Annotated in this window: 17 protein-coding genes and 1 pseudogene; 8 read left to right on the forward strand and 10 right to left on the reverse strand. The window is 63.0% G+C overall.

Features of this window, described 5'->3' with window-relative positions:
- Nucleotides 1-7: 7 nt before the first annotated feature.
- The 3 genes from HJC00_RS18455 to HJC00_RS18465 are packed head-to-tail and all read left to right on the forward strand — an operon-like array spanning nucleotide 8 to nucleotide 3,158.
- Nucleotides 8-1,873, forward strand: coding sequence for an acetyl/propionyl/methylcrotonyl-CoA carboxylase subunit alpha (locus HJC00_RS18455; RefSeq protein ID WP_221147188.1), 1,866 nt, complete (start codon nucleotides 8-10; stop codon nucleotides 1,871-1,873).
- Nucleotides 1,873-2,325, forward strand: coding sequence for a MaoC family dehydratase (locus HJC00_RS18460; RefSeq protein WP_210633277.1), 453 nt, complete (start codon nucleotides 1,873-1,875; stop codon nucleotides 2,323-2,325). The genes HJC00_RS18455 and HJC00_RS18460 overlap by 1 nt, the downstream gene beginning before the upstream one ends.
- Nucleotides 2,322-3,158 carry a CoA ester lyase gene (locus HJC00_RS18465; protein ID WP_210633274.1) on the forward strand — a complete coding sequence of 279 codons (837 nt, stop codon included), beginning with the start codon at nucleotides 2,322-2,324 and terminating at the stop codon, nucleotides 3,156-3,158. Before HJC00_RS18460 ends, HJC00_RS18465 begins: the two co-directional genes overlap by 4 nt.
- 18 nt (nucleotides 3,159-3,176) lie before the next feature.
- Here HJC00_RS18465 and HJC00_RS18470 read toward each other — a convergent pair whose 3' ends face one another.
- The 4 genes from HJC00_RS18470 to HJC00_RS18485 all read right to left on the reverse strand — a co-directional run bounded on the left by HJC00_RS18470 (nucleotide 3,177) and on the right by HJC00_RS18485 (nucleotide 7,711).
- Entirely contained in the window at nucleotides 3,177-4,628 is a 1,452-nt protein-coding gene (locus tag HJC00_RS18470; protein ID WP_221147190.1) for an efflux transporter outer membrane subunit, read from the reverse strand.
- Nucleotides 4,629-5,091: 463 nt separating this feature from the next.
- Nucleotides 5,092-5,574 carry a CBS domain-containing protein gene (locus HJC00_RS18475; protein ID WP_221147191.1) on the reverse strand — a complete coding sequence of 161 codons (483 nt, stop codon included), beginning with the start codon at nucleotides 5,572-5,574 and terminating at the stop codon, nucleotides 5,092-5,094.
- 158 nt (nucleotides 5,575-5,732) lie between these two features.
- Nucleotides 5,733-7,022: an ATP-binding protein gene (locus HJC00_RS18480; RefSeq protein WP_221147192.1), complete on the reverse strand. Its 1,290-nt coding sequence runs from the start codon at nucleotides 7,020-7,022 to the stop codon at nucleotides 5,733-5,735.
- A 2-nt stretch (nucleotides 7,023-7,024) separates the two neighbouring features.
- Nucleotides 7,025-7,711, reverse strand: a complete 687-nt coding sequence (locus tag HJC00_RS18485) for a response regulator (RefSeq protein ID WP_210633270.1) — start codon at nucleotides 7,709-7,711, stop codon at nucleotides 7,025-7,027.
- A gap of 274 nt (nucleotides 7,712-7,985) precedes the next feature.
- On the opposite strand from HJC00_RS18485, the gene HJC00_RS18490 reads away from it, so the two are divergent.
- Nucleotides 7,986-9,017, forward strand: a complete 1,032-nt coding sequence (locus tag HJC00_RS18490; RefSeq protein ID WP_259668929.1) for an efflux RND transporter periplasmic adaptor subunit — start codon at nucleotides 7,986-7,988, stop codon at nucleotides 9,015-9,017.
- Nucleotides 9,017-12,166 carry an efflux RND transporter permease subunit gene (locus HJC00_RS18495; RefSeq protein ID WP_221164450.1) on the forward strand — a complete coding sequence of 1,050 codons (3,150 nt, stop codon included), beginning with the start codon at nucleotides 9,017-9,019 and terminating at the stop codon, nucleotides 12,164-12,166. The genes HJC00_RS18490 and HJC00_RS18495 overlap by 1 nt, the downstream gene beginning before the upstream one ends.
- 251 nt (nucleotides 12,167-12,417) lie before the next feature.
- Here HJC00_RS18495 and HJC00_RS18500 read toward each other — a convergent pair whose 3' ends face one another.
- Genes HJC00_RS18500 through HJC00_RS18510 form a run of 3 tightly spaced genes read right to left on the reverse strand, consistent with a single transcriptional unit; the run spans nucleotide 12,418 to nucleotide 14,976 of the window.
- Nucleotides 12,418-13,137 (reverse strand): ribonuclease activity regulator RraA, encoded by a 720-nt coding sequence (locus HJC00_RS18500; protein ID WP_221147195.1) that lies wholly within the window; start codon nucleotides 13,135-13,137, stop codon nucleotides 12,418-12,420.
- Between the two features lie 10 nt (nucleotides 13,138-13,147).
- A complete protein-coding gene (gene araD, locus HJC00_RS18505) occupies nucleotides 13,148-14,890 on the reverse strand; it encodes an L-arabinonate dehydratase (RefSeq protein WP_221164451.1) in 1,743 nt (580 codons plus the stop codon).
- Nucleotides 14,881-14,976, reverse strand: coding sequence for a hypothetical protein (locus HJC00_RS18510; protein ID WP_405047672.1), 96 nt, complete (start codon nucleotides 14,974-14,976; stop codon nucleotides 14,881-14,883). Before HJC00_RS18510 ends, araD begins: the two co-directional genes overlap by 10 nt.
- Nucleotides 14,977-15,002: 26 nt before the next feature.
- Between HJC00_RS18510 and HJC00_RS32670 the strand changes: the two are divergent.
- Nucleotides 15,003-15,219, forward strand: a pseudogene (locus tag HJC00_RS32670) (alpha-L-fucosidase); the annotation flags it as partial.
- Nucleotides 15,220-15,253: 34 nt separating this feature from the next.
- Here HJC00_RS32670 and HJC00_RS18515 read toward each other — a convergent pair.
- Together HJC00_RS18515 and HJC00_RS18520 are read right to left on the reverse strand one after the other, a co-directional pair.
- Entirely contained in the window at nucleotides 15,254-16,396 is a 1,143-nt protein-coding gene (locus HJC00_RS18515; protein WP_221155743.1) for a Xaa-Pro peptidase family protein, read from the reverse strand.
- Nucleotides 16,397-16,442: 46 nt separating this feature from the next.
- The gene (locus HJC00_RS18520) at nucleotides 16,443-17,147 is read right to left on the reverse strand and encodes a GntR family transcriptional regulator (RefSeq protein WP_221147198.1); all 705 of its coding nucleotides are present in this window, start codon (nucleotides 17,145-17,147) and stop codon (nucleotides 16,443-16,445) included.
- 137 nt (nucleotides 17,148-17,284) lie between these two features.
- On the opposite strand from HJC00_RS18520, the gene HJC00_RS18525 reads away from it, so the two are divergent.
- Nucleotides 17,285-18,196: a dihydrodipicolinate synthase family protein gene (locus HJC00_RS18525; protein WP_221164452.1), complete on the forward strand. Its 912-nt coding sequence runs from the start codon at nucleotides 17,285-17,287 to the stop codon at nucleotides 18,194-18,196.
- A 52-nt stretch (nucleotides 18,197-18,248) separates the two neighbouring features.
- On the opposite strand, the gene HJC00_RS18530 is transcribed toward HJC00_RS18525, so the two are convergent.
- Complete coding sequence (locus tag HJC00_RS18530) at nucleotides 18,249-19,307, reverse strand: LacI family DNA-binding transcriptional regulator (protein ID WP_210633260.1); 1,059 nt, start codon at nucleotides 19,305-19,307, stop codon at nucleotides 18,249-18,251.
- 142 nt (nucleotides 19,308-19,449) lie between these two features.
- Between HJC00_RS18530 and HJC00_RS18535 the strand changes: the two genes are divergently transcribed.
- On the forward strand, nucleotides 19,450-21,771 hold the full coding sequence (locus HJC00_RS18535; protein WP_221147199.1) for an alpha-L-rhamnosidase: 2,322 nt from the start codon (nucleotides 19,450-19,452) through the stop codon (nucleotides 21,769-21,771).
- Nucleotides 21,772-21,788: the final 17 nt, after the last annotated feature.

Genomic DNA, 21,788 nt, shown 5'->3' on the forward strand with positions numbered 1-21,788 from the left:
GGCGGCTATGATGGAAAGCCTTCTCATCGCCAACAGAGGCGAAATCGCTCGCCGCATCATCCGCACGGCAAAGACTGCCGGCATCCGCACCATCGCCGTCTATTCCGAGGCCGATGCCGGCCTGCCCTTCGTCGGAGAAGCCGACGAGGCGATCGCCATCGGGCCGTCGCCGGCCCGCGAAAGCTACCTGTCTGAGGTACACATCCTCGAAGCCGCCCGCAAGACCGGGGCGGCCGCGATTCATCCGGGCTATGGTTTCCTGTCGGAAAATGCCGAATTTGCCGAAGCAGTCGAGAAGGCCGGTATCATCTGGGTCGGAGCGCCGGCGGCCGCTATCCGGGCGATGGGGCTGAAAGACGCGGCCAAAGAATTAATGCAGGCAGCCGGCGTGCCGGTCACTCCAGGTTATCTCGGACCAGACCAGAGCGAAGCAAGACTGGCGGCCGAGGCCGAGGCCATCGGTTATCCCGTACTCATCAAGGCGGTGGCCGGCGGCGGCGGCAAGGGCATGCGCCGCGTCGACCGCCCGCAGGATTTCACCGAGCTTCTCGCCTCCTGCCGCCGCGAAGCCGCCGCTTCGTTCGGCGATGATCGCGTTCTCATCGAACGCTATATCGCCAATCCGCGTCATATCGAGGTGCAGATCTTCGCTGACGAGCATGGCAACTGCGTCCACCTCTTCGAACGCGACTGCTCGCTGCAGCGCCGTCATCAGAAGGTCATCGAGGAGGCCCCCGCTCCCGGGCTCGATGCAACCACGCGGGCTGCGATCTGCGATGCGGCGGTGAAGGCCGCAAGAGCGGTGAACTATGTCGGCGCCGGCACGATCGAATTCATCGCCGATGCCTCGCAAGGCCTGCGTCCGGATCGAATTTGGTTCATGGAGATGAATACACGCCTGCAGGTGGAACATCCCGTCACTGAAGCCATAACAGGTGAGGATCTGGTGCTCTGGCAACTGAAGGTGGCTAACGGCGAGCCGCTGCCGAAAAGCCAGGATGAGATCGCCATGAAGGGCTGGGCCCTCGAGGCCCGGCTCTATGCCGAAAATCCCGCCGCCGGCTACCTGCCCTCGACCGGCCGGCTCGAACATCTCAAACTCCCCCGAACCGTCCGCGTCGAGAGCGGTGTCGAACAGGGCGATGAGATCACCGCCTTCTACGATCCAATGATCGCCAAGATCATTGCGCATGGGCCGAACCGCGAAGCCGCGCTGTCGAAGCTGGCCGCCGCTTGTGCCGGTATCGAGATCTGGCCGGTCAGATCCAATGCCGGCCTTCTCGCCCGCGTCGCCACCAACCCGGATTTTCGCGCCGCCCGGATCGATACCGGCTTCCTCGACCGGCATGGCGAGGGCCTTGTGGCGACGGAGCCAGATGAGACGACAATCGACAAAGCGGCAACGGCACTTTCGAAGGCCGCAAATGAGGATCCCTGGTCGGTGCTGACCGGTTTTCGCATCGCCGGGCCAAGTGACGGCCGCGTTCGGGTGCGCATCGACGGTCACCTCCACTGGGGGCGCGTGCGCCCCGACCTTGAGGCGAATGCCGTCGAGATCGACGCGAAGACCGTGCTTTTCGACGCCGGCAATGCCTGGCCGATCGGCCTGCCCCATGCGGGCGAAGTCGAGGCAAATCAGGGTGCGGGCGACGGCGCGATCCTTTCGCCCATGCCGGGCCTCGTCATCTCGGTCGATGTCGCCGAAGGCGACACTGTTGCCAAGGGGGATCGTCTGCTGACGGTCGAAGCGATGAAGATGGAACATACGTTACGCGCGCCCTTCGACGGCATCGTTGGGAAATTGCAGGTTTCCACCGGCGCCAGGGTCTCGGAAAACCAGCTGGTCGTCAGCGTCATCAAGGAGCAGGCGTGATGGCCGGCCGTTATTTCGACGAGTGGACAGTCGGCGACCGCATCGCCCACGAGATCCGCCGCACCGTCACCGAGACCGATAACCTGCTGTTCACGACGCTGTCCCACAATCCGCAGCCGCTGCATCTCGATGCCGATTATGCCGCCGGCACCGAGTTCGGCCGCATCGTTGTCAACGGCACCTTCACCTTTGCGCTCACCATCGGCCTTTCGGTCGGCGACACCACACTCGGCACGCTCGTCGCCAATCTCGGCTATGACACGGTGACGATGCCGAGGCCGGTCTTCATCGGCGATACGCTGCGGGTGGAAACCGAGGTGACGGAGCTGCGCCGCTCGAACTCCCGCCCCGATGCCGGCATCGTCACTTTCCGGCATGTCACGTTGAACCAACGTGACGAGATCGTCTGCCAGTGCCTGCGCACGGCGATGCTGAAGGTGAAACCGTCATGAGGCTGCGCTCGCTGCTCTTCGTACCCGGCGATCGGCCGGAGCGTTTCGAGAAAGCGCTCGCTTCCGGCGCCGATGCCGTCATTCTCGATCTGGAAGATTCGGTTGCGCCCGCGAACAAGCCAAAAGCACGCGAGACCGTGCACGAATTCGCCCACCGCTATGCCGGCGAGACCGTTCTCTTGATCCGCGTCAATCCCCTCACCTCCCCTGAATTCGAAGCCGACCTTGCCGCTCTGAACGGTCTTCATCCCTTCGCCATCATGTTGCCGAAGGCCGAGGGGGCCGTTTCCGTGGGCAAACTCGCAGCCTCGTTGACGCCGGCCGTTCCCGTTTTGCCGATCGCGACGGAAACGCCGTCCGCGATCTTCGAGATTGGCAGCTACCGCGACGTCTCGGCGAAGCTTTGCGGCCTGACCTGGGGCGCCGAGGATCTGCCGGCCGCGATAGGGGCTGCGACAGCGCGGAGGACGGATGGCCGTTATACGCCGCCCTACGAGCTTGCCCGCTCGCTCACCCTATTCGCAGCCCATGCCGCCGCCGTTCCGGCAATCGAAACCGTCTATCCCGATTTGCGCGATCTCAACGGTCTCAGGGCCTATGCCAGCCGCGGCCGGCGCGACGGCTTTTCCGGCATGATGGCCATCCATCCGAGCCAGGTCGAAACGATCAACCACGCCTTCACACCTGACGCCGCCGAGCTCGCCTGGGCAGAGAAGGTCGCCGCCGCCTTCGCCGCCAGGCCTGACGCCGGCGTCATCCAGCTTGACGGACGCATGCTTGACCTGCCGCACCTCAAGCTTGCGCTGCGCATTCTGGAAAGCGCCGGACGATAAGCCCACCCATCCAGCGGATCAGCCCGGTTTTGCGATTTGCCTGGAGGCGGCCTGCTCCGGCTCGAGGTAACCGGCGCCGATGGCGACATAGAGATCCACATAATCCTTCGCGACCTGCTGCATGGTGGCAGCAAGGCTTTCCTGAGCATCCGAGACGGACCGCTGCGCGTCCAGAACGTCGAGCAGCGAAGAGGCGCCATCCTTGTAGCTCGTGGTCGAAAGCGCCAGCGATTCCTGCGCCGTCTGTACCTGCCTGCGCAACGGTCCCAGCGTCTGCGTGTCGTGGCGAACGGCCGCAAGCGCGTTTTCGACCTCTTCGACGCCGTTCAGCACCGCCGCTTTCCACGCCAGATATTGCGTTTTGGCATCGGATTTCTCGATATCGACATTGGCCCGCAATTTGCCGCCATCGAAGATCGGCAGGTTGAGCGTCGGTCCGAAAGACCAGCTCGTCAGGCTTGCGCCGGTGGCGCCCGATGATTTGACCCAGCTCGGCGAAATCGAACCGGAAAGCGAGATCGACGGGTAAAGCTGGGCTTCGGCAGCACCGATATCGGCGACAGCTGCCGCCAGCTCGCGTTCGGCCTTTCTTATATCGGGACGGTTGCGGATGAGATCGGCCGGGATGCCGGCACCAATGTCGCCGCGGAACACCGGCTGGCCAGTATTCCTGCGCAGCTCTTCCGTCAGCGAAGCCGCCGGCATCCCGAGCAGTGTGGCAATGTGATGGGCCGATTCGGTAAAACTCTGTTCGAGGCCGGGAATGTCGGACTTCGTCGACTGTACAAGACCCTCGGCCCGGACGACGTCGAGGCGGGAGGCCGCACCAGCTTTCAACTGCAGCTCAGTGAGTTCGTAAGTCTGCTGGCGGGATTTCAAATTCGCCTGAGAAAGGGCGATGCGCTCCTGGTAGTAGCGGGCGTCGATATAAGTCTCGACCAGGTCTTTCAGAAAGGTGAGCCTGGCATTGTCGGCCGTCGCGTAAGCGGCTCCAAGCGAGGCGAGGGCGCTCTCTTTCGAGCGACGGTACTGGCCGAAGACGTCGAGCAGCCAGGAAAGGCTGGCATCGCCTCCCGTCGTGTTCGTGGTGCCGACCGTCGTCCGCAGCCGCCCCTTCTCCCCGGAGAGAGTATGCGATCCGTCGACCGTCAGGCTCGGCAGGGCGCCGGCGCCGGCTACCGTGACGTTGGCGGAAGCCGAATTGATGCTCTCGAGTGCCTGCAACACATCTAGGTTCTCGCTGAGACCCTGCGTGACCAGCCCGTTGAGCTTCTTGTCGCGATAGGCCGTCCACCACCTTGCCGTCACGACATCGCCGTTGCTCTTATTACCCCCGTCTTCGAACTTGGCGGGAAGCGGCATCTCGGGGGCAACGTGATCCGGGCCGCTGACGCAGCCTGCCAGCAGCAGTGTGAATGCGGCTGCGGTGTAGCGGAGGGATGATAATCTAGTGCTAAGCGACGTACTCACGGGGGAGCCTTCTGAACCGGGATCGTGGGTTCAGGCTTAGCGGCGCTAGCGTTAATGGCGGTTAAGAAACGGTAAAGTTAGGTAAAAGCAGCGTCCCGCCGCACATCTCGGTTCAGCAGAGCTGCGCGGCCTCGTCCTCGATGAGGGAGAGATGCATCGAGTCCGGATGGAAGGAAGGCACCGCAATTCCCTCATTGATGCCGCGAGCGGGTGGGAAGATAGCGAGGGGCACCCAGCTTATTCGCGATCTTCTCGTCGGTCAGATCGTCGAGAGGCTTGGGGGCTATGCCCGCCTTCGCGCCAGCGAACTCTTGCCTCAAATCGACAATGCAAATGCTGCTCAACATGACGGGATCAAGCCGTGCCGCCCCTGCCACTCGCTGCTTTTTGTCCTGCCGCTGCTGTTGGTCCGGCCGGCCGCTGCGCTGGCGGATGATGGAGCCCGACCGACCAGCTTCCGGTGCTAGTCCGTCGGCTCAAGCAAATCGTCCAGTTTTTCGACGACGGCCCGAACCACGTCAGCGCGGCTGACGATGCCAACCAACACGCCGTCACGCAGGATAGGGACGCGCTTGATCCGATGTTTCAGCATCAGATCGGCCAACTCCGCAAGCGAGGCTTCCTCATCCGCGGCGATGATGGTCTCGTTCATAATCTCGCGGACATGCTGCTGGTTGAGGCGGATTTCGGCGAGAAACTCCGGGGCGAGCTTCTCGCCTTCGGCCAGCATGCGCAGCCATTGCGCTCGCTTGCTTTGAAACTGCGAGCCAAAGTGGCGCATCACATCGCCTTCGCTGACCAATCCAAGCGGCCGGTTATCGGCGTCCACCACCGGTACGGCGGTGATATGATGGATAAGCATGCACCGGGCGGCCTCGGCCACCGTGGTCTCAGGCGATACCGTAATTAAATCCGTTGTCATCACCGACTTGGCAGGGATCGTCATGTGTAAAGGCTCCAGCTAAAGGAGCATGCACGATACCGGATCGGCTTGGCGGCCGCCTTGACTTACCGCAATGTGCGATGGCGCGGTTCGCGACCATCGCGCCCGTCGCTTTTACTTCGGGATGAGCAACCACGATACCAAGCTTCGTCGATTGGTGCTCAGGCCTGTTCGTCCGCCAAACCATAGGGTATCGGCTTCCTGGGAAGCTCCAGGGTGATCGCCAGCCCCCCCGCCTCCGGCAATGACGCATGCACGCGCCCGCCATGCCGTTCGACGGCCTGCCGGGTGATTGCAAGACCGAGACCGTATCCGCCTCTCGGCACCGCCTCTCTCCCGCGAGAGAACGGCTGGAAAATGCGTTCGAGTTCGTCCCGTTGGACGCCCTGCCCCTGATCCGTGACGCAGATTTTTAGCCGGTCGGCTGTCGCCTCTGAGGAGACCGAGATGTGCGAATGGTCGGCCGTATATTTGACGGCATTTCGAACGACGTTTTCGAGCGCCCGATAGATAAGCTCGCCTTCGACTTCGGCCCGGAAGGTGCCATCGACGCTCGTCGTGATCGAGATCTCCCGCGCCTGGGCTTCGAATGCCGCATCGCTGAGGATCTCGTTGAGGAGTTCGATGACATCGATGGTCTGCGTCTTCAGCGGCAGGCTGGATCCTGCCGTCAGCCTGGCGAGCGTCAGAACCTCGCCCACCAGCATATCGAGCCGTTCGACCTCGCGGTCCATTCGATCCAGCATGGCGCCGAGTTTGGCGGGGCTTTGCCGCAACACACCGACGGCGGCCTGCAGCCGGGACAGAGGCGAGCGCAGCTCATGGGAGACGTCATGGAACAGCCTCTGCTGCGCATCCTGTAGCTCCTGAAGGCGGGCGGCAGTGGAATCGAAATCATGCGCAAGTGCTGTGACCTCGTCCCTGCGTCCCGCCATCTTGTCGCCGATACGGACGTCGAAACGGCCGTGGGCAAGCGCGCTCAGGCCATCGCGAAGGTGGACGACGGGACGAATGAGGTATCGCGCCAGCGCGCCGGCCGCGGTCGTGCTGGCGACCAGGATGGTGAGCCACGGCAGGAATGGTCCAAGGCTGTCGAAAGTGGAACCGGCCGGAGCCGACACGGAAAGCCGATAGCAGACTCCATCCTTCAGCATGGATCGGGCGGTGCCCGTGTCCTTCTCGGCGCAGGCGTCGGCGTCGTCGGGCTTGGACAAGGTCAGGCCAAGCGGTAGCGTCTTCTGGCTTGTGGTCACGAAACGCGCGGCGGCGGCTTCGCCGTCCTCAGCCAGAATATTTGCAGTCAGGTTGAGCACAAGCGTCCGCCGCTCATGTTCCAGCTCGCTTGCGAAGGGAACCGCCTGAAGGAGTTTGACGATAAGGATAACGGCAGCAAGGCTTGCCGCCAGAGTCAGCCAGATAATCCTGAAGAACTTCCAGAAAAGCCGGGGCATGGTCAGTCCACGAGAAGTTGATAGCCCTGGCCGCGAACGGACTGGATCCAGGATTGCCCGTCCTCCCGCAGCCCGAGCTTCTGGCGAACGCTGCTGATGTGGACGTCGATGCGGCGATCGAACGGGGTGAGCGGCTTGCCGAAGGCCCGCTTGGAAATATCCTGTTTCGACACGAGCTGGCCGGCGCTGCGGGCGAGAACCTCGAGCAGGCTGAACTCCGTGCCGGTGAGGTCAAGGCTTTCCCCCCGCCATTCGGCGATCCGGCTGCCCGGATGGATCACCAGCCGCCCTGCCCTGACCGTGTCTGTGGACATGCCGGCCGCCGGCTGACCTGCCCGGCGCAGGATGGCGCGCAGCCTCGCGGCCAGTTCGCCCGGCGAACATGGCTTCGGCACATAGTCGTCGGCGCCGAGATTGAGACCGGATATCCTGTCCACGTCGTCGCCTCTGGCCGTCAGCATCAGCACCGGAACCTGGCTCAGCTTCCTGATCCGCTGCAGCACTTCGATGCCGTTCATCCGGGGCATCATGATGTCGAGCACGATGATGTCGACCGTATTGCCGGCCGCCGCGGCAATGGCGGCGCGGCCATCCGTGTCCGTTACGACGTCATATCCTTCTTCGACCAGATATTCCTGCAGAAGTGTCGTCAGCTCCGCATCATCGTCGATCAGGAGAACCTTGTTCATTCGCGTCATCCATTATCAAGCCGGGCAAGCCATACAGCACAAACACGCTCAGGCGACCAAGTTTTACCCAACTTAACACTAACTTGACCGCACTTAACGTTCGCCCCGTTACATAGCGGTCATGACATCGACCCGCGCCGAGACCCGGTTGCCATGCATGAACGGTAATTCTTGGTCGAATTGGCGCCGATCGGGAAAAGGCGCCGATGCCTTGACGACAAGGAATGCATCGTTGAGAAAAACCTCCAGACTATTCGCCTCCGCCTTCGTTGCGATGGCGCTGTTTGCTCCCCTCCGCAACGCCATGGCGGAACAGGCCGCGGCAACCGCCCTCACTGTCTCTTTGACGGCGCCGGCTCAGCGGGACTGGCCTGAGACCGTTCCCGCGAGCGGATGGCTGAAACCGTGGCAGGAAGCGGTCATCGCCTCCGAGACGAGCGGGCTGCGCATAACCGATGTTCTGGTCGATGTCGGTTCGGTCGTCACCAAGGGCCAGACGCTCGTGCGGCTTTCGCAGGAGAGCGTGCTTGCCGATCTTCGCAAGCAGGAGGCCGCCGTCGCGACCGCCAAGGCAAGCCTTTCAATGGCCAAAGCCAATGCCGACCGGGCGCGGCAGCTCCAGCCTTCAGGGGCGCTCTCCGACGAGAAGATCGTCGAATATCTCGCCGACGAGCAGACGGCGACGGCAAGTCTTGCATCCGAAGAGGCCGCGCTCGACAGCGAAAAGATCAAGCTTGCGCAGACGACCATAACGGCCGTCGATGACGGCCTCATCACGTCGCGTTCCGCCGATCTCGGCGCCGTCGTCTCCGCCGGCACCGAACTGTTCCGCATGGTTCGCCAGCAGCGGATCGAATGGCAGGCCGAGGTTTCCGCTCGCTACCTCCCACGCATTTCACAAGGCCTGAGCGTCCAAGTCAACGGGCCTGAAGGCCACGCCATCGAGGGCAAGGTGAGGCTTGTCGGGCCGTCGGTCAGCACTGATACCAGCCGGGCAATCGTCTATGTCACGCTGCCGGCCGACACCCGTCCACGCACGGGCCTTTACGTCACGGGCAACATCGAGCTGCAGACCTCCCCGGCGCTGACCGTGCCCGAGACCGCAATCGTGTTCCGGGACGGGATCAGTTACGTCTTCACTGCGAGCGAGGATCAACGGGTGCAAAGGGTCCGGGTGGAAACCGGCCGCCGCAACAATGGCGAGGTGGAAATCGTCTCCGGCATAGACCGGACGTCGAAGGTGGTGACCTCGGGCGGCGCGTTCCTCTCGGACAATGACCTCGTGAAGATCGCGGAGAAAAACTGATGAACTTCTCGGCATGGTCGATCCGCGACCCCGTCCCGGCAATCTTGCTGTTCGTGATGCTGACGGTTGGGGGACTCTTGGCCTTCAAGACCCTGGCGGTCCAGAACTTCCCCGATATGGACCTTCCGACGATCAGCGTCACAGCGACGCTCGACGGCGCAGCGCCGACACAGCTCGAAACCGAGGTCGCCCGCACCATCGAAGACAGTTTGGCTTCGCTCAGCTATCTCGACCACATCACCACGACCATCACCGACGGCACCGTCTCGATCAAGGTTTCCTTCAAGCTGGAGAAAAACAGCGAAGCGGCGCTCAACGAAGTCCGCAACGCCGTCGACAGCGTCAAGAGTGATCTTCCCTCGCAGATGGAGACACCAAGCGTCACCAAGGTCACAGTCCAAAGCTCCGCGCTGGTCACCTATGCCGTCCGCTCGACTGCCCTCAACGAAACCGAGCTTTCCTGGTTTGTCGACAATGATCTGACCAAGACGCTGCTTTCGGTGCCCGGCGTCGGAGAAGTCAACCGCATCGGCGGCATCGACCGCGAGATTCACGTCGATCTCGATCCCGCGACGATGGCGTCGCTCGGGGTCACTGCGGCGACCGTATCGTCGCAGCTGAAGGCGGTGCAGGCGGATACGTCGGGCGGCCTCGGCGAAATCGGCGGCACTCGTCAAACCCTGCGCACGCTCGGCGCTCTGCCGTCGGTCGAGGCACTGAAAGGGCTGAGAATTCCCCTGGCCAACGGCCAGCAGGTTCGTCTCGACGAAGTCGCATCGGTAACGGACAGTTTCGCGGAGCGGTCCTCGATGGCTTATCTCGACGGCAAGCCGGTGATCGCGGTCGAGATCAAGCGCTCGAACGGCTTTTCCGACAGCGGCGTCGCCGGCGACGTCGACAAGGCGATCAAACAGTTCGCCGCCAAACATTCCAATGTGCAGATCGACGAAGCCTACAGCACGATCGGCCCGATCATCGACAATTATGACGGTTCGATGCACATGCTGTTCGAAGGGGCGATCCTGGCGATCATCGTCGTCTGGCTCTTCCTGCGGGACTGGCGCGCGACGATCCTGTCGGCCGTGGCACTGCCCTTGTCCGTGATCCCGACCTTCCTGGTCATGTACCTCTGCGGCTTCAGCCTGAATATCATCACGCTGCTGGCGCTGTCGCTGGTGGTCGGTATCCTGGTCGACGACGCCATCGTCGAGATCGAAAACATCGACCGCCACCTGCAGATGGGTAAACGGCCGATCGATGCCGCCCTCGAAGCGGCCAACGAGATCGGGCTCGCCGTCATCGCAACCACCTTCACGCTGGTCGCGGTCTTCCTGCCGACGGCCTTCATGAGCGGCATTCCGGGGCTTCTGTTCCGCCAGTTCGGGGTCACCGCCGCCGTCGCCGTTCTCGCCTCGCTCGTCGTTGCCCGCCTGCTGACGCCGATGATGGCAGCCTATTTCATGAAAGCGGTCCCGCCGACGGAGGAAAATGATGGCCGCATCATGCGCGCCTATCTGGCAATCGTGAAAGCTGCCATGAACCGCCGGAAGACCACCGTGGCCGTAACCGCCATTGTCGTCGCGCTTTCTCTCTCCACTATTCCGCTGCTGAAATCCGGCTTCCTGCCGGCTTCGGACGACGCGCGCACCCAGATCACATTGACCATGCAGCCGGGCGCCACCATAGAGCAGACCGATGCGGCGATCAGAAAAGCCGCCGATCTCGTCGGCAAGCTCACGGATGTCACCCGTGTCTTCTCTTCGGTCGGCTCCGCATCTTCGGGTGGCGGCGCCGACGCCAGCACCACGAGCAGCGTCAATTCCGCCACGATCGTCGCCGTGCTGACCCCGATCGGCGAGCGTGACCGCAAGCAGTCGGAAATCGAAAACGACATCCGGCAGGCGCTCTCCCTGCTGCCCGGTGTGCGCGTGGAGGTCGGCAGCGGCGGCAACGGCACGAAGCTCGAAATCACGCTGGCGAGCGACGATGCGAATGTCCTGGAAAGTGCAAGCACGGCTCTTGAGGAACAGCTCCGCACGCTGCAGGGTATAGGCGCGGTGACGTCGACTGCCGCGAGGCAGGCGCCCGAAATCCAGATCAAGCCGGATTTTGACCGCGCAGCAGCGCTCGGCGTGACGTCGAGTTCCATCGCCGAGGCCGTCCGCGTGGCGACGAATGGCGAATATTCCGCCAGTTTGCCAAAACTCAACCTGCCGCAGCGCCAGGTTCCGATCGTCGTCCGCTTCAGCCCGGAGTCGCGCACCAGCCTGGACGATATCAAGAACATGCGGGTGGCGGGCACCAACGGCAATGTCGATCTCGGATCGATCGCCGATATTGGGATCGGCGGCAGCCCCTCCGAAATCGATCGCATCGACCGGATGCGCAATGTCACCGTATCGGTCGAGCTCAACGGCCGCATCCTCGGCGACGTCAACCGCGAGTCGCAGGCGCTGCCGGCGCTCCAGCATCTGCCGTCCGGCGTCACGCTTGTCGAACAGGGTGAACTTCAGCGCAGCTCGGAGCTGTTCCAGAGCTTCGGCCTTGCCATGGCGATCGGCGTGTTCTGCATCTATGCGGTCCTCGTCCTGCTCTTCCACGACTTCCTGCAGCCGCTCACCCTGCTGATGGCTCTGCCGCTCTCGCTCGGCGGCGCGCTCCTGCCGCTGGTGCTGACCGGGACCAGCTTTTCGATGGCGGCCGTCATCGGGCTGCTCATGCTGATGGGCGTGGTGACGAAGAACTCGATCCTGCTGATCGAATACGCGATCATGTCGCGCCGCCAGGGCATGGCCCGCTTCGATGCCCTCGTCGATGCCTGCCACAAGCGCGCCCGGCCGATCGTCATGACCACCATCGCCATGGCATGCGGCATGCTTCCGGTCGCCCTCAGCCTGACCGGCGGCGATTCGAGCTTCCGGCAGCCGATGGCGATCGTGGTGATCGGCGGCGTGATGATGTCGACGCTGCTCAGCCTCATCGTCATCCCCGTCATCTTCACCTTCGTCGACGATCTGGACGAGGCGCTCAAGCGTCTTTTCCGTCGAGCCGAACCGAAAGCTCCCGACCGCGAACCGCAGGCTTCCAACGATCACGCGGCAATCACCTTCAAGCCCGGGCAATCGAGGCGAGGGCAAGGTCAGCGATGATCGCCTTCCGGCGAGCGATCAGCCGGATCGTCCCACGCCCGCTGCGGGCGAGGCTCGGTGAATCTTGATGGCAACCTCTTCGGTCGCGTTCCCCCCGGAACAAGACCGCGGGACGTGTTCCCCCGCAGGCGGCGTCAGCCGCCTGCGCGTCCTGTCCATCCGATAAGCCAGGGCGCTGCAGGAGAGCATAATGAGGCGCACCTTCAAATGCATATAATCCCTGAACTCCGCATGCTTCCAGTCGGAAAATGTCAGCGGCCGTGCTTGGCGCGCCAGGCGGCGAATTCTTCGAGAATGTGCGGCTGCGTCGCCGGATAGAGACCGATAATCGACTGGCCGGCCAGCACGCGCTCGGTCACGAAGTCCTCATAAGCGGTCATTTCCACGGCCTCCTCGGCAATCTCGTCGGCCAGTTCCGCCGGAATGACGATCACCGCTTCGTCGTCGCCGACCATGATATCGCCGGGCCAGACCGCCACGTCGCCGCAACCGATCGGCACGTTGATGTCGAGCGCCTGGTGCAGCGTCAGGTTCGTCGGCGCCGAGGGGCGGTTGTGATAGGCAGGGATCGCCAATCTCGCTATTTCGGGGCTGTCGCGGAAACCGCCATCGGTGACGACACCCGCCACGCCGCGCACCATCAGCCGCGTGACGAGGATCGAGCCGGCGGAGGCGGCGCGTGGATTCTTGCGGCTGTCCATCACCAGCACGGCGCCGGGGGGGCAGCTTTCCACGCAGGCGCGCTGCGGGTGTTCGGGATTGCGGAAAACCTCGAGCTTGTTCAGGTCCTCGCGCGCCGGAATGTAGCGCAGCGTATAGGCCGGGCCGACCATATTGCGGCCTTTGCCGGCGACCGGCTGCACATCCTGGATCGTCTGGTTGCGCAGGCCGCGCTTGAAGAGCGCAGTGCTGATGGTGGCGACGCTCACCCGCATGAGTTTTTCGCGCGTGCTGTCTGAAAGTGTGATCATGCATGTCCTCCTAGAAAATGTCCGGTTCTCCGGCTGCCGCTCCAAATTCGGGCAGCAGATAATCGAAATCGCAACCCTTGTTGGCCTGGCTGACATGGGAGGCGTACATCCAGCCGTAGCCGCGGCCGAAACGATCCGCCGGCTGCATCCAGGCGGCGCGGCGCCGGACCAGCTCCGCCTCGTCGACCAGCATATCCAGCCGGCGGTTGGGGATGTCGATCCTGATGATGTCGCCGTTCCGCAACAGAGCGAGCGGGCCGCCGACATGGGCTTCGGGCGCCGCGTGCAGCACGCAGGCGCCATAGCTGGTGCCGCTCATGCGCGCATCCGACAGCCGCAGCATGTCGCGATATCCTTGCTTCAGCAGCGCCTTGGGCATCGGCAGCATGCCCCATTCCGGCATGCCGGGGCCGCCGAGCGGTCCGGCATTGCGCAACACCATCACATGATCCGGCGTCACATCGAGCGTCTCGTCCTCCACCGCCGCCTTCATGTCGGGGTAACTGTCGAAGACCAGGGCCGGGCCTTGGTGGACATGGAAGCGCGGGTCGCAGGCGACGGGTTTGATCACCGCGCCGTCGGGCGCCAGATTGCCCTTGAGTACGGCAAGCGAGCCCTCCGGATAGATCGGATTGGAAAGCGGGCGGATCACATCGTCATTATAGATCTTTGCATCGGCCAGAGCCGCGCCCAGCGTTTCCCCCGAAACCGTCAATGCGTCGAGATCGAGCCGCTCGCGGATCTGCGACATCAGCGCCAGAAGACCGCCGGCATAGTAGAAATCCTCCATCAGATAGGTCTTTCCGGACGGACGGACATTGGCGACTACCGGAGTGACGCGGCCAAGCGCGTCGAGATCGTCGAGCGTCAGCGCGACCCCGCCCCTGCGCGCCATGGCCAGGAGATGGATGACGGCATTGGTCGAACAGCCGGTCGCCATGGCGACCGTCGCCGCATTGCGAATGGCCGCCGGAGTGACGATTCGGTCCGGCGTCAGATCTTCCCAGACCATCTCGACGATCCGCCGGCCTGAATGAGCCGACATGCGAATATGATTGGCATCAGCCGCGGGAATCGAAGAGACCCCCGTCAGCGTCAGCCCCATCGCATCGGCAATTGCCGTCATCGTCGAAGCGGTGCCCATCGTCATGCAATGGCCGTAGGAGCGCGCAATGCCGGCTTCAATGCCGGCCCATTGCTTGTCCGATATCGTTCCGGCGCGCCGCTCGTCCCAGTATTTCCAGGCATCCGAGCCGGAACCGAGCTGCTGGCCCGCATAGTTGCCCCGCAGCATCGGCCCCGCCGGCAGGTAGATCATCGGCACGCCGGCGCTGAGCGCGCCCATGATGAGGCCAGGTGTGGTCTTGTCGCATCCTCCCATCAACACCACGCCATCGATGGGGTGGGCGCGGATCTGCTCTTCGGTCTCCATCGCCAGAAGGTTGCGGTAGAGCATGGTCGTGGGCTTCATGAAGTTTTCTGACAGCGCCAGCGCCGGCATCTCCACCGGAAAGCCGCCCGCCTGTAGCACGCCGCGCTTCACGTCTTCGACGCGATGCTTGAAATGGGCGTGGCAGGGATTGAGGTCCGACCAGGTGGACAGGATGCCGATCAGCGGCTTGCCGCCCCAGTCACCGGCGTCATAACCCATCTGCATCAGGCGCGAGCGATGGCCGAAGCCGCGCAGGTCTTCGGATGCGAACCAGCGCGCCGACCGCAATTCCCCCGGCGCCTTACTGATTTTCAAGGACATGCCCACATGCCTCCGTCTTCGTAAAGTCTGTGACCATTGATGTACCTCGAAGCCTCCGAGGCCAGAAAGATACAGGCGCCCGTCAATTCCTCAAGCCTGCCCCGGCGGCCTGGATGCGCTGGCCGGCAAGATCGAATATGCGCAATTCCTACATGACGCCAGCGATGTCACCTGGCTGCGCCCGGCCGCCGATACCTTATGAGCAAATACCAGTTCCCGGTCGCCGAGGATGAACTGACCTTCATCCTGCGGTGCGCCGACCTAAGCTCGTGGTCCCGGTCATAGAGGTCAAGCTCAAGTCCGGAAGCGCTGCCGGCGTTCAAAATTGAGGTGCAGTTGCCTGAGCGGGCGGACGGCGCCCGCTCAGGAGAACGGCTCGGTCGGTCCGGCCGCCGGATCGGTGAACCAGCGCGGACCGTCCGCGGTCATGCAGATATGGTCCTCCAGCCGGATCCCGAATTTATCGGGGAAGACGATCATCGGTTCGTTGGAAAAACACATGCCGGCGGCAAGCGGCGTGTCGTTGCCGCGAACGATGTAAGGCTCTTCATGGATCTCGAGCCCAAGGCCATGTCCGGCGCGATGCGGCAAGCCCGGCAGGCGGTAGTCGGGGCCGAGCGAATGTTTGGCGAGCACCTTGCGGGCCGCATCGTCGAGGCTCGAGCAGGCGGCGCCGATCCGGGCGGCATCGAAGACGGCCTGCTGCGCCTCGCGTTCGATCCACCAGGCGCGTTCGAAGTCGCCGTTACCGCCGCCGAGCATATAGGTCCTGGTAATATCGGAATGGTAGCCGTCGATCCGGCAGCCCGTGTCGACGAGAACGACCTCGTCGTCGCCCAGGATCTGATCGCCGTCGGCGCCATGAGGAAGCGAAGTCGCCGCACCGAAGGAAACGATTGCGAATGTCGAGCCGTCGTCGGCACCCGCCTGGCGATGCTGCCGATCGATGAAATCGACCACCTCGGATGAGGTGATGCCCGGCTTCAACAGCGCGTGCACCTGTCTGTGGACGTCGAGCGTCAGGTTCATCGCATGTTGAATGAGCGCGATCTCGGCCGCCGACTTGATGCGGCGCGGGCCATGGATCAGCCGCCCGCCGTCGGCGAGCCTGTCGGCGCCCATCGCCGCTGCCAAGGCGTGATAGAAGAACAGCGGCAAACCATCGTCGAGGGCGAGCGTGCCGCCCTGGCCGACAAGCCGGGCGATGAGCGCTGCACTGCTTTCCTCCTCTTCCCAGACCAGGATTTCCCCCGGCAGATGCGGCAGCGTTTCGACGCGGCTGCGCTCGAAACCCGGAACGATGTAGGAAACGGCCGTGGGTGTGATCAGCGCGCCGAGGAACCTTTCGCTCGGATGCCAGACGAGCCCGGTGAAATAACGCAGGCTTTCGGTCGGGCCGAGAAGCAGGCCGGCAAGCCCTTCGGCTTCAATCGCTTCGCGAAGCCTGGAAAGGCGGATCTGACGCTCGTCTTCAGTGATCCGGGGTACGGGGTGCTGCCATGACATGTCGTTTTCCTGTTCTTACCGTTTATGCCTGGTCCAGCGTAGCGCTTCACGACAGACCGATCGCCACCGGCCGATCGAGGTTGCGGGCGAGATAATCCTGAATCTGCCGGACGATCTGGCCGGCGTGGGCAATCGCCAGCCGATCGGCGCGTTCGGCGTCTCCGGCGTCGATGGCGGCGATGATTTCCTCATGCTCGTCGACGTATTGGCGGGGCAGCCGGTCGTCGAAGGTCGAATAATACAAGCGAAGGATGCGCCGGCCTTCGTCGAGCAGTTTGGCGAAGAAGGCCGTGTAATAGGCGTTGCCGGCAAGCTCGGCGATCGCCACGTGGAATTCGCGGTTCGCCTCGATCATCGCATAGGCGTCGCGCGCGGCAACCGCGCCGGCGAAGTCCTTCTGGTGGCGGCGGATGGTCTCCATGATCGCGTCGTTCCGCCGACCGGCGGCCCCGCGCGTCGTCACCCGGTACATCAGCGTCAGCGCTTCGAAATAGGTAGGCAGGTTGGCGAAATCGATCGGCGCAACGATCGTGTTCCGGTTCGGCAGGGTCGTGACCAGCCCATCGGCGGCAAGCCGTAACAGCGCCTCGCGGATGGGTGTCCTCGACATGCCGAAACGCTCCGACAGCCGCACCTCGTCGAGCGGACTGGCTGGCTCCAGCGCCATCGACAGGATCTCCCGGCGCAGCGCGGCATAGATGCTCTGCGTGCCGGAACCGCGCACCCGCACATTTTCCGCGTCGTTCTGCATGCGTCCCTCCCCTTGATGAGAGCCTTGTAGTGCGTTTTGGCCGATTTCGGCAACGCCCCACGAATTTACAAATAACCGCGATTGAGTCTTGTCGACAGTTTGTATATAACGAACCGACTTTAACGGAGTTTCGATAGATGACAACAGGATGGAAGGGCGTATTTCCCGCCGTAACGACGCAGTTCAACGAAGATCTTTCCGTGGATCTTTCCGCAACCCAGCGTGTTCAGGACGCGCTCGTCAACGACGGCGTCAACGGCCTGATCGTCATGGGCACATGCGGTGAGAACAACTCGCTCGATCCCGATGAGAAGCGCACGATCCTCAAAGCCGCCGTCGAGGTCGTCAACGGCCGCGTTCCTGTCGTGACGGGCGTCTCCGAATTCGACACGCGCCGCGCCGTCGCCTATGCCCGCGACGCCGAAAAACTCGGCGCCGACGGGCTGATGCTGCTGCCGGCCATGGTCTATGTCCCGAAGCCGGAGGAGCTGATCGCGCATTTCCGCACCGTCGCCGAGGCGACCTCGCTGCCGATCATGCTCTACAACAATCCGCCCGCCTACCGCGTCAACATCGGCGTCGACGTGCTGAAGGTGCTTGCCGACGTGCCGAACATCAAAGCGGTCAAGGAAAGCGCCCCGGATCCACGCCGCTTCACCGATCTCATCAATGCCTTCGGCGATCGTTTCGATATCTTTGCCGGCCTCGATGACGTCGCGCTTGAGGGCCTGATGCTCGGCGCCAAGGGTTGGGTCTCCGGCCTGACCAGCGCCTTCCCTGAGGAGTCCGTGCAGCTCATTGCAGCGGCCGAACGCGGCGACTGGGAAGAGGCCCGCAGGATCTACCGCTGGTTCATGCCGCTGCTGCATCTCGATGCCGAGCATGACCTCGTGCAGTCGATCAAGCTCGCCGAGCAGATCATGGGCCGCGGCTCCGAGCGCGTCCGCATGCCGCGCCTGCCGCTTTCGGGTGCACGGCGCACCGAAGTCACCGCCATGGTCGAGAAGGCTGCTGCGACGCGCCCCTCGAAACTCGGCAAGGCAGCCTGAGATCACGAGGCCGGCGAGCGCGCAGCCGCAGCCGGCCTTACCATCTCTGGCGCTATGTGCCTGGAGCGTTAACGGAGCGAGTCAGGCTGTTGCGGCTGACCAGCGACGGTATCTGGAAAATGTGCTCGGCGCCGGTGCGGCCCTCTATTCTGGAAATCAACGTTCGGGTGGCGACCTGGCCGAGTTCCCTGCCCGACTGATCGATGCTTGCGAGATTGACGAGGCCGAGCGCTGCGGTCGACGAATTGTCATATCCGACGACGGCAAGATCCTCGGGCACGCGCACACCCGTTTCCATCGCCAGGCTCAGAAGGGTGATGGCGTCGAGGTCGCTCCAGCAGAACACCGCGCGCGGCCTGTTCTTTCTCGATAGGAACTTTCGCATCGTTTCCTCCCGCTTTGGCGGGGCGATCGGAATTTTGGTGATCGGCGCAGACGATCCCAGTCCGGCGCGCTGTATCGCCCGGCGAAAGCCGATCTCACGCTGGCGCACGACGGAGACCTGGTGCCCTTCACGCTCGCCGAGGCTCAGCATCTCGATGTCGCGATAGCCGCAGGCAAGCAGCGCTTCGACTGCGATTTCCGCCCCGCGCTGGTCGTCGGCATTGACCGTATCGAAGGCCGTGGCGCCGGCATCGTGATAACCGACCGCAACGATCGGTATCTGAGCCGCAAACTTTGCGATGATGTCCGAGGGCAGGCGCGGCGCAACCAGGATCAGGCCGTCCATCTTGTAATCGATCATCGACTCGATCAACGAAGTCTCCAGCTGCACGCGCGCGTCGCTGACGCCGATCATCGCCTGGTAGTGCGAAGGCGCGAGCACGCCGTTGACGCCGGCAATCACCTCCGGAAGGAAGGGGTTGCGGATGTCGATCAAAAGCACGCCGATGGTGAAACTCCGGCCGCGCAACCCGCGCGCCGCCCGTGAGGGGCGATATCCGAGAACTTCGATAGCCTCGATCACCTTTGCCCGTAATGCTTCACTAACGCCATAAGCGTTTCGCATCACCTTGGAAACTGCGGCGACCGACACGCCCGCATGCGCTGCCACTGTCCGGATCGTCACGCGATCATTTCGTTGCAGTCTTTTTTGCTCTTCGATCGACATGAAATCTCTGGACTACTCTGCGGGCCGTCACAATCGCTCGCAGAACCACCATGGCAGACTGGCGACGAAATTTCTATTGCGCTTCCGAAAAAAATGTAGAACGTTATATGGAGAACGTTCTACAACTCTCCGGGAGGACTTGATGAACTTTCAGCCGGCAGCCATCGACGGCAATCTCGTTTCGCGCGCCTGGGCCGGAGAGATGATCGCACCACTATCGGACCGCGGCCAGGGAACGGCCGCAAGCTTCGTCTCCAAGACCTTTGATCATGACGGCACCGGCCTTCCGATAGAACTCTTCATCTCGGCGCTCGGCCTCTATCGCTGCTTCATCAACGGCGCCCGCGTCGGGAACGATGTGCTGACGCCCGGCTGGACAAATTACGACGCCCGCATTGCCTATCAGCGATACGACATCTCGAGATTGCTGAAGTCAGGCTTCAACAGGATAGAAATCTGGCTCGCCGACGGATGGTACCGCTCGCCGATCATGTGGGGCGCCCAGGCTATTCCCAATTGCTGGGGCGACAGGATCGGGGCCATTGCGGATCTGGTCGGCCCCAGCGGCACCCTTCTTTCTACCGACACGACATGGCAAAGCGGCCTTCTGCCGATCCAGAAGTCGGGGATTTATTTCGGCGAGATTTACGACGCACGCCTGGAAAACGTCGCCGAAACCCACGGGACCGCGCGATTGCCGTTCGACACGGGGCTGCTCGTCGCGCATGAGACTGCGGCGGTGCGGGAGCTGCAGCCGCTCGCCCCTATCGAAAGCTGGACCGATCACGAAGGCAGAACGATCTATGATTTCGGCCAGAATGTCGGCGGTTACGTCAGATATGCGGTCCGTGGCGTCGGCGGCACCGAAGTGCGGGTCGAGCACTCGGAAGTCCTTGGGCCGGAACGCCATTTCGACAATCGCAACTATCGCGCGGCGGCCGCGCATACCCTCTATACGCTCAGCGGAGATGGCGACGAGACCTATGCGCCCCATTTCACCTTCCACGGCTTCCGTTATGCCAGGGTGACGATCAAAGGCGAAGCGGAGATTCTTGCGATCCAGTCGATCCCGATCTCCTCGGTGCCGGAACCGGCCGGCGGCTTCACCTCGGGCAATCCTCTCGTCAATCGACTGGTTGAGAATACCATCTGGTCGCAGCGCGCCAATTTCATCGAAGTGCCCACGGATTGCCCGCAGCGCGACGAACGGCTTGGCTGGACGGGTGATGCCCAAGTCTTTGCCGCGACGGCCTGCTGGCTGAGCGACAGCCAGTCCTTCCTCAGGAAATATCTGCGGGATGTGATGGCCGACCAGCGCGAAGACGGCGCCGTTTCGCATTTCTCGCCTGACCCGACGCGTCTGCACCCGGGCAATTTCCCGGGCTATGCCGGCTCGACCGGCTGGGGTGACGCGATTGTCGTGATCCCCTGGGTCCTCTACACCCATTACGGCGACCGGTCGGTTCTTTCGGAGTGCCTGGGCTCGATGGTGCGCTGGGTCGATTTCGTCTGGTCCATCTCGGATGGCCCGATCGTCCGTCCGCCCTCGCATTGGGGCGCCCGCGGCTTCACCTTCGGCGACTGGCTGCAGCCGGTCGGCGATAACAGAAAGCCGCGCCCGACAATTGCCGACGATTGTGCAGCCACCCTCTACCACTTCATCTCGACGGATCTTCTGGCGAAGATCGCAGGCGTGCTCGGCGAGCAAATGCTTGAAGAACAGATGAAAGGCCGCGCCGACAATATCCGGATGGCCTTTGCTAATGAGTTCATCACGCCGGCAGGGCGGCTCGCCCATAATGACCAGACATCCTACGCACTCGCTTTCCTCTACGATCTGATACCGGCGGTGCATGAGGAAACCGCTCGGAAGCATTTCCGGAAGGTGATCGTCGACGCCGACTACAAGATCGGCACCGGTTTCATCGGCACGCCCGCCCTTTTGCCGGCCCTGACGAAGCTCGGAATGGACGATCTCGCTGAAAAGGTCTTCCTGCAGGACGACGTGCCGGGCTGGCTTTACCAGGTGTCGAAGGGAGCGACGACGATCTGGGAGCGGTGGGATTCCATGGCGCCCGACGGCACCATCTACGAACCCGACATGAACAGCTATAACCACTATGCCTATGGCGCGGTCTGCCAATGGCTGTTCGAATGTGTTGCCGGCATTTCGCCGAGCCCGGCCGCACCCGGCTTTGCCGAAGTGATCGTCGACCCGGCACCGATCCGGTCGCTTTCGTCGGTTTCGGCCTATCACGATATCAGCCAAGGGCGCATCGAGGCCGGCTGGCACTGCACCGGCAGCGAGGTCACCTATGTGCTGACGCTTCCGGAGGGTTGCGTCGGCCGCTTCCGGCCCGGCCGGCGGCACCGGAATGCGTCACTCAATGGCGAGCCTGTCATTGAGGAGGCGGTTCTCCCCCCGGGTACGCACCAGCTGGTCTTTTCCCTACCCGATTACTGAGGAGCATATAGGTCACA

Origin of the sequence: Rhizobium sp. NLR22b (assembly GCF_019685295.1) — a bacterium.
Lineage (GTDB): Bacteria > Pseudomonadota > Alphaproteobacteria > Rhizobiales > Rhizobiaceae > Rhizobium.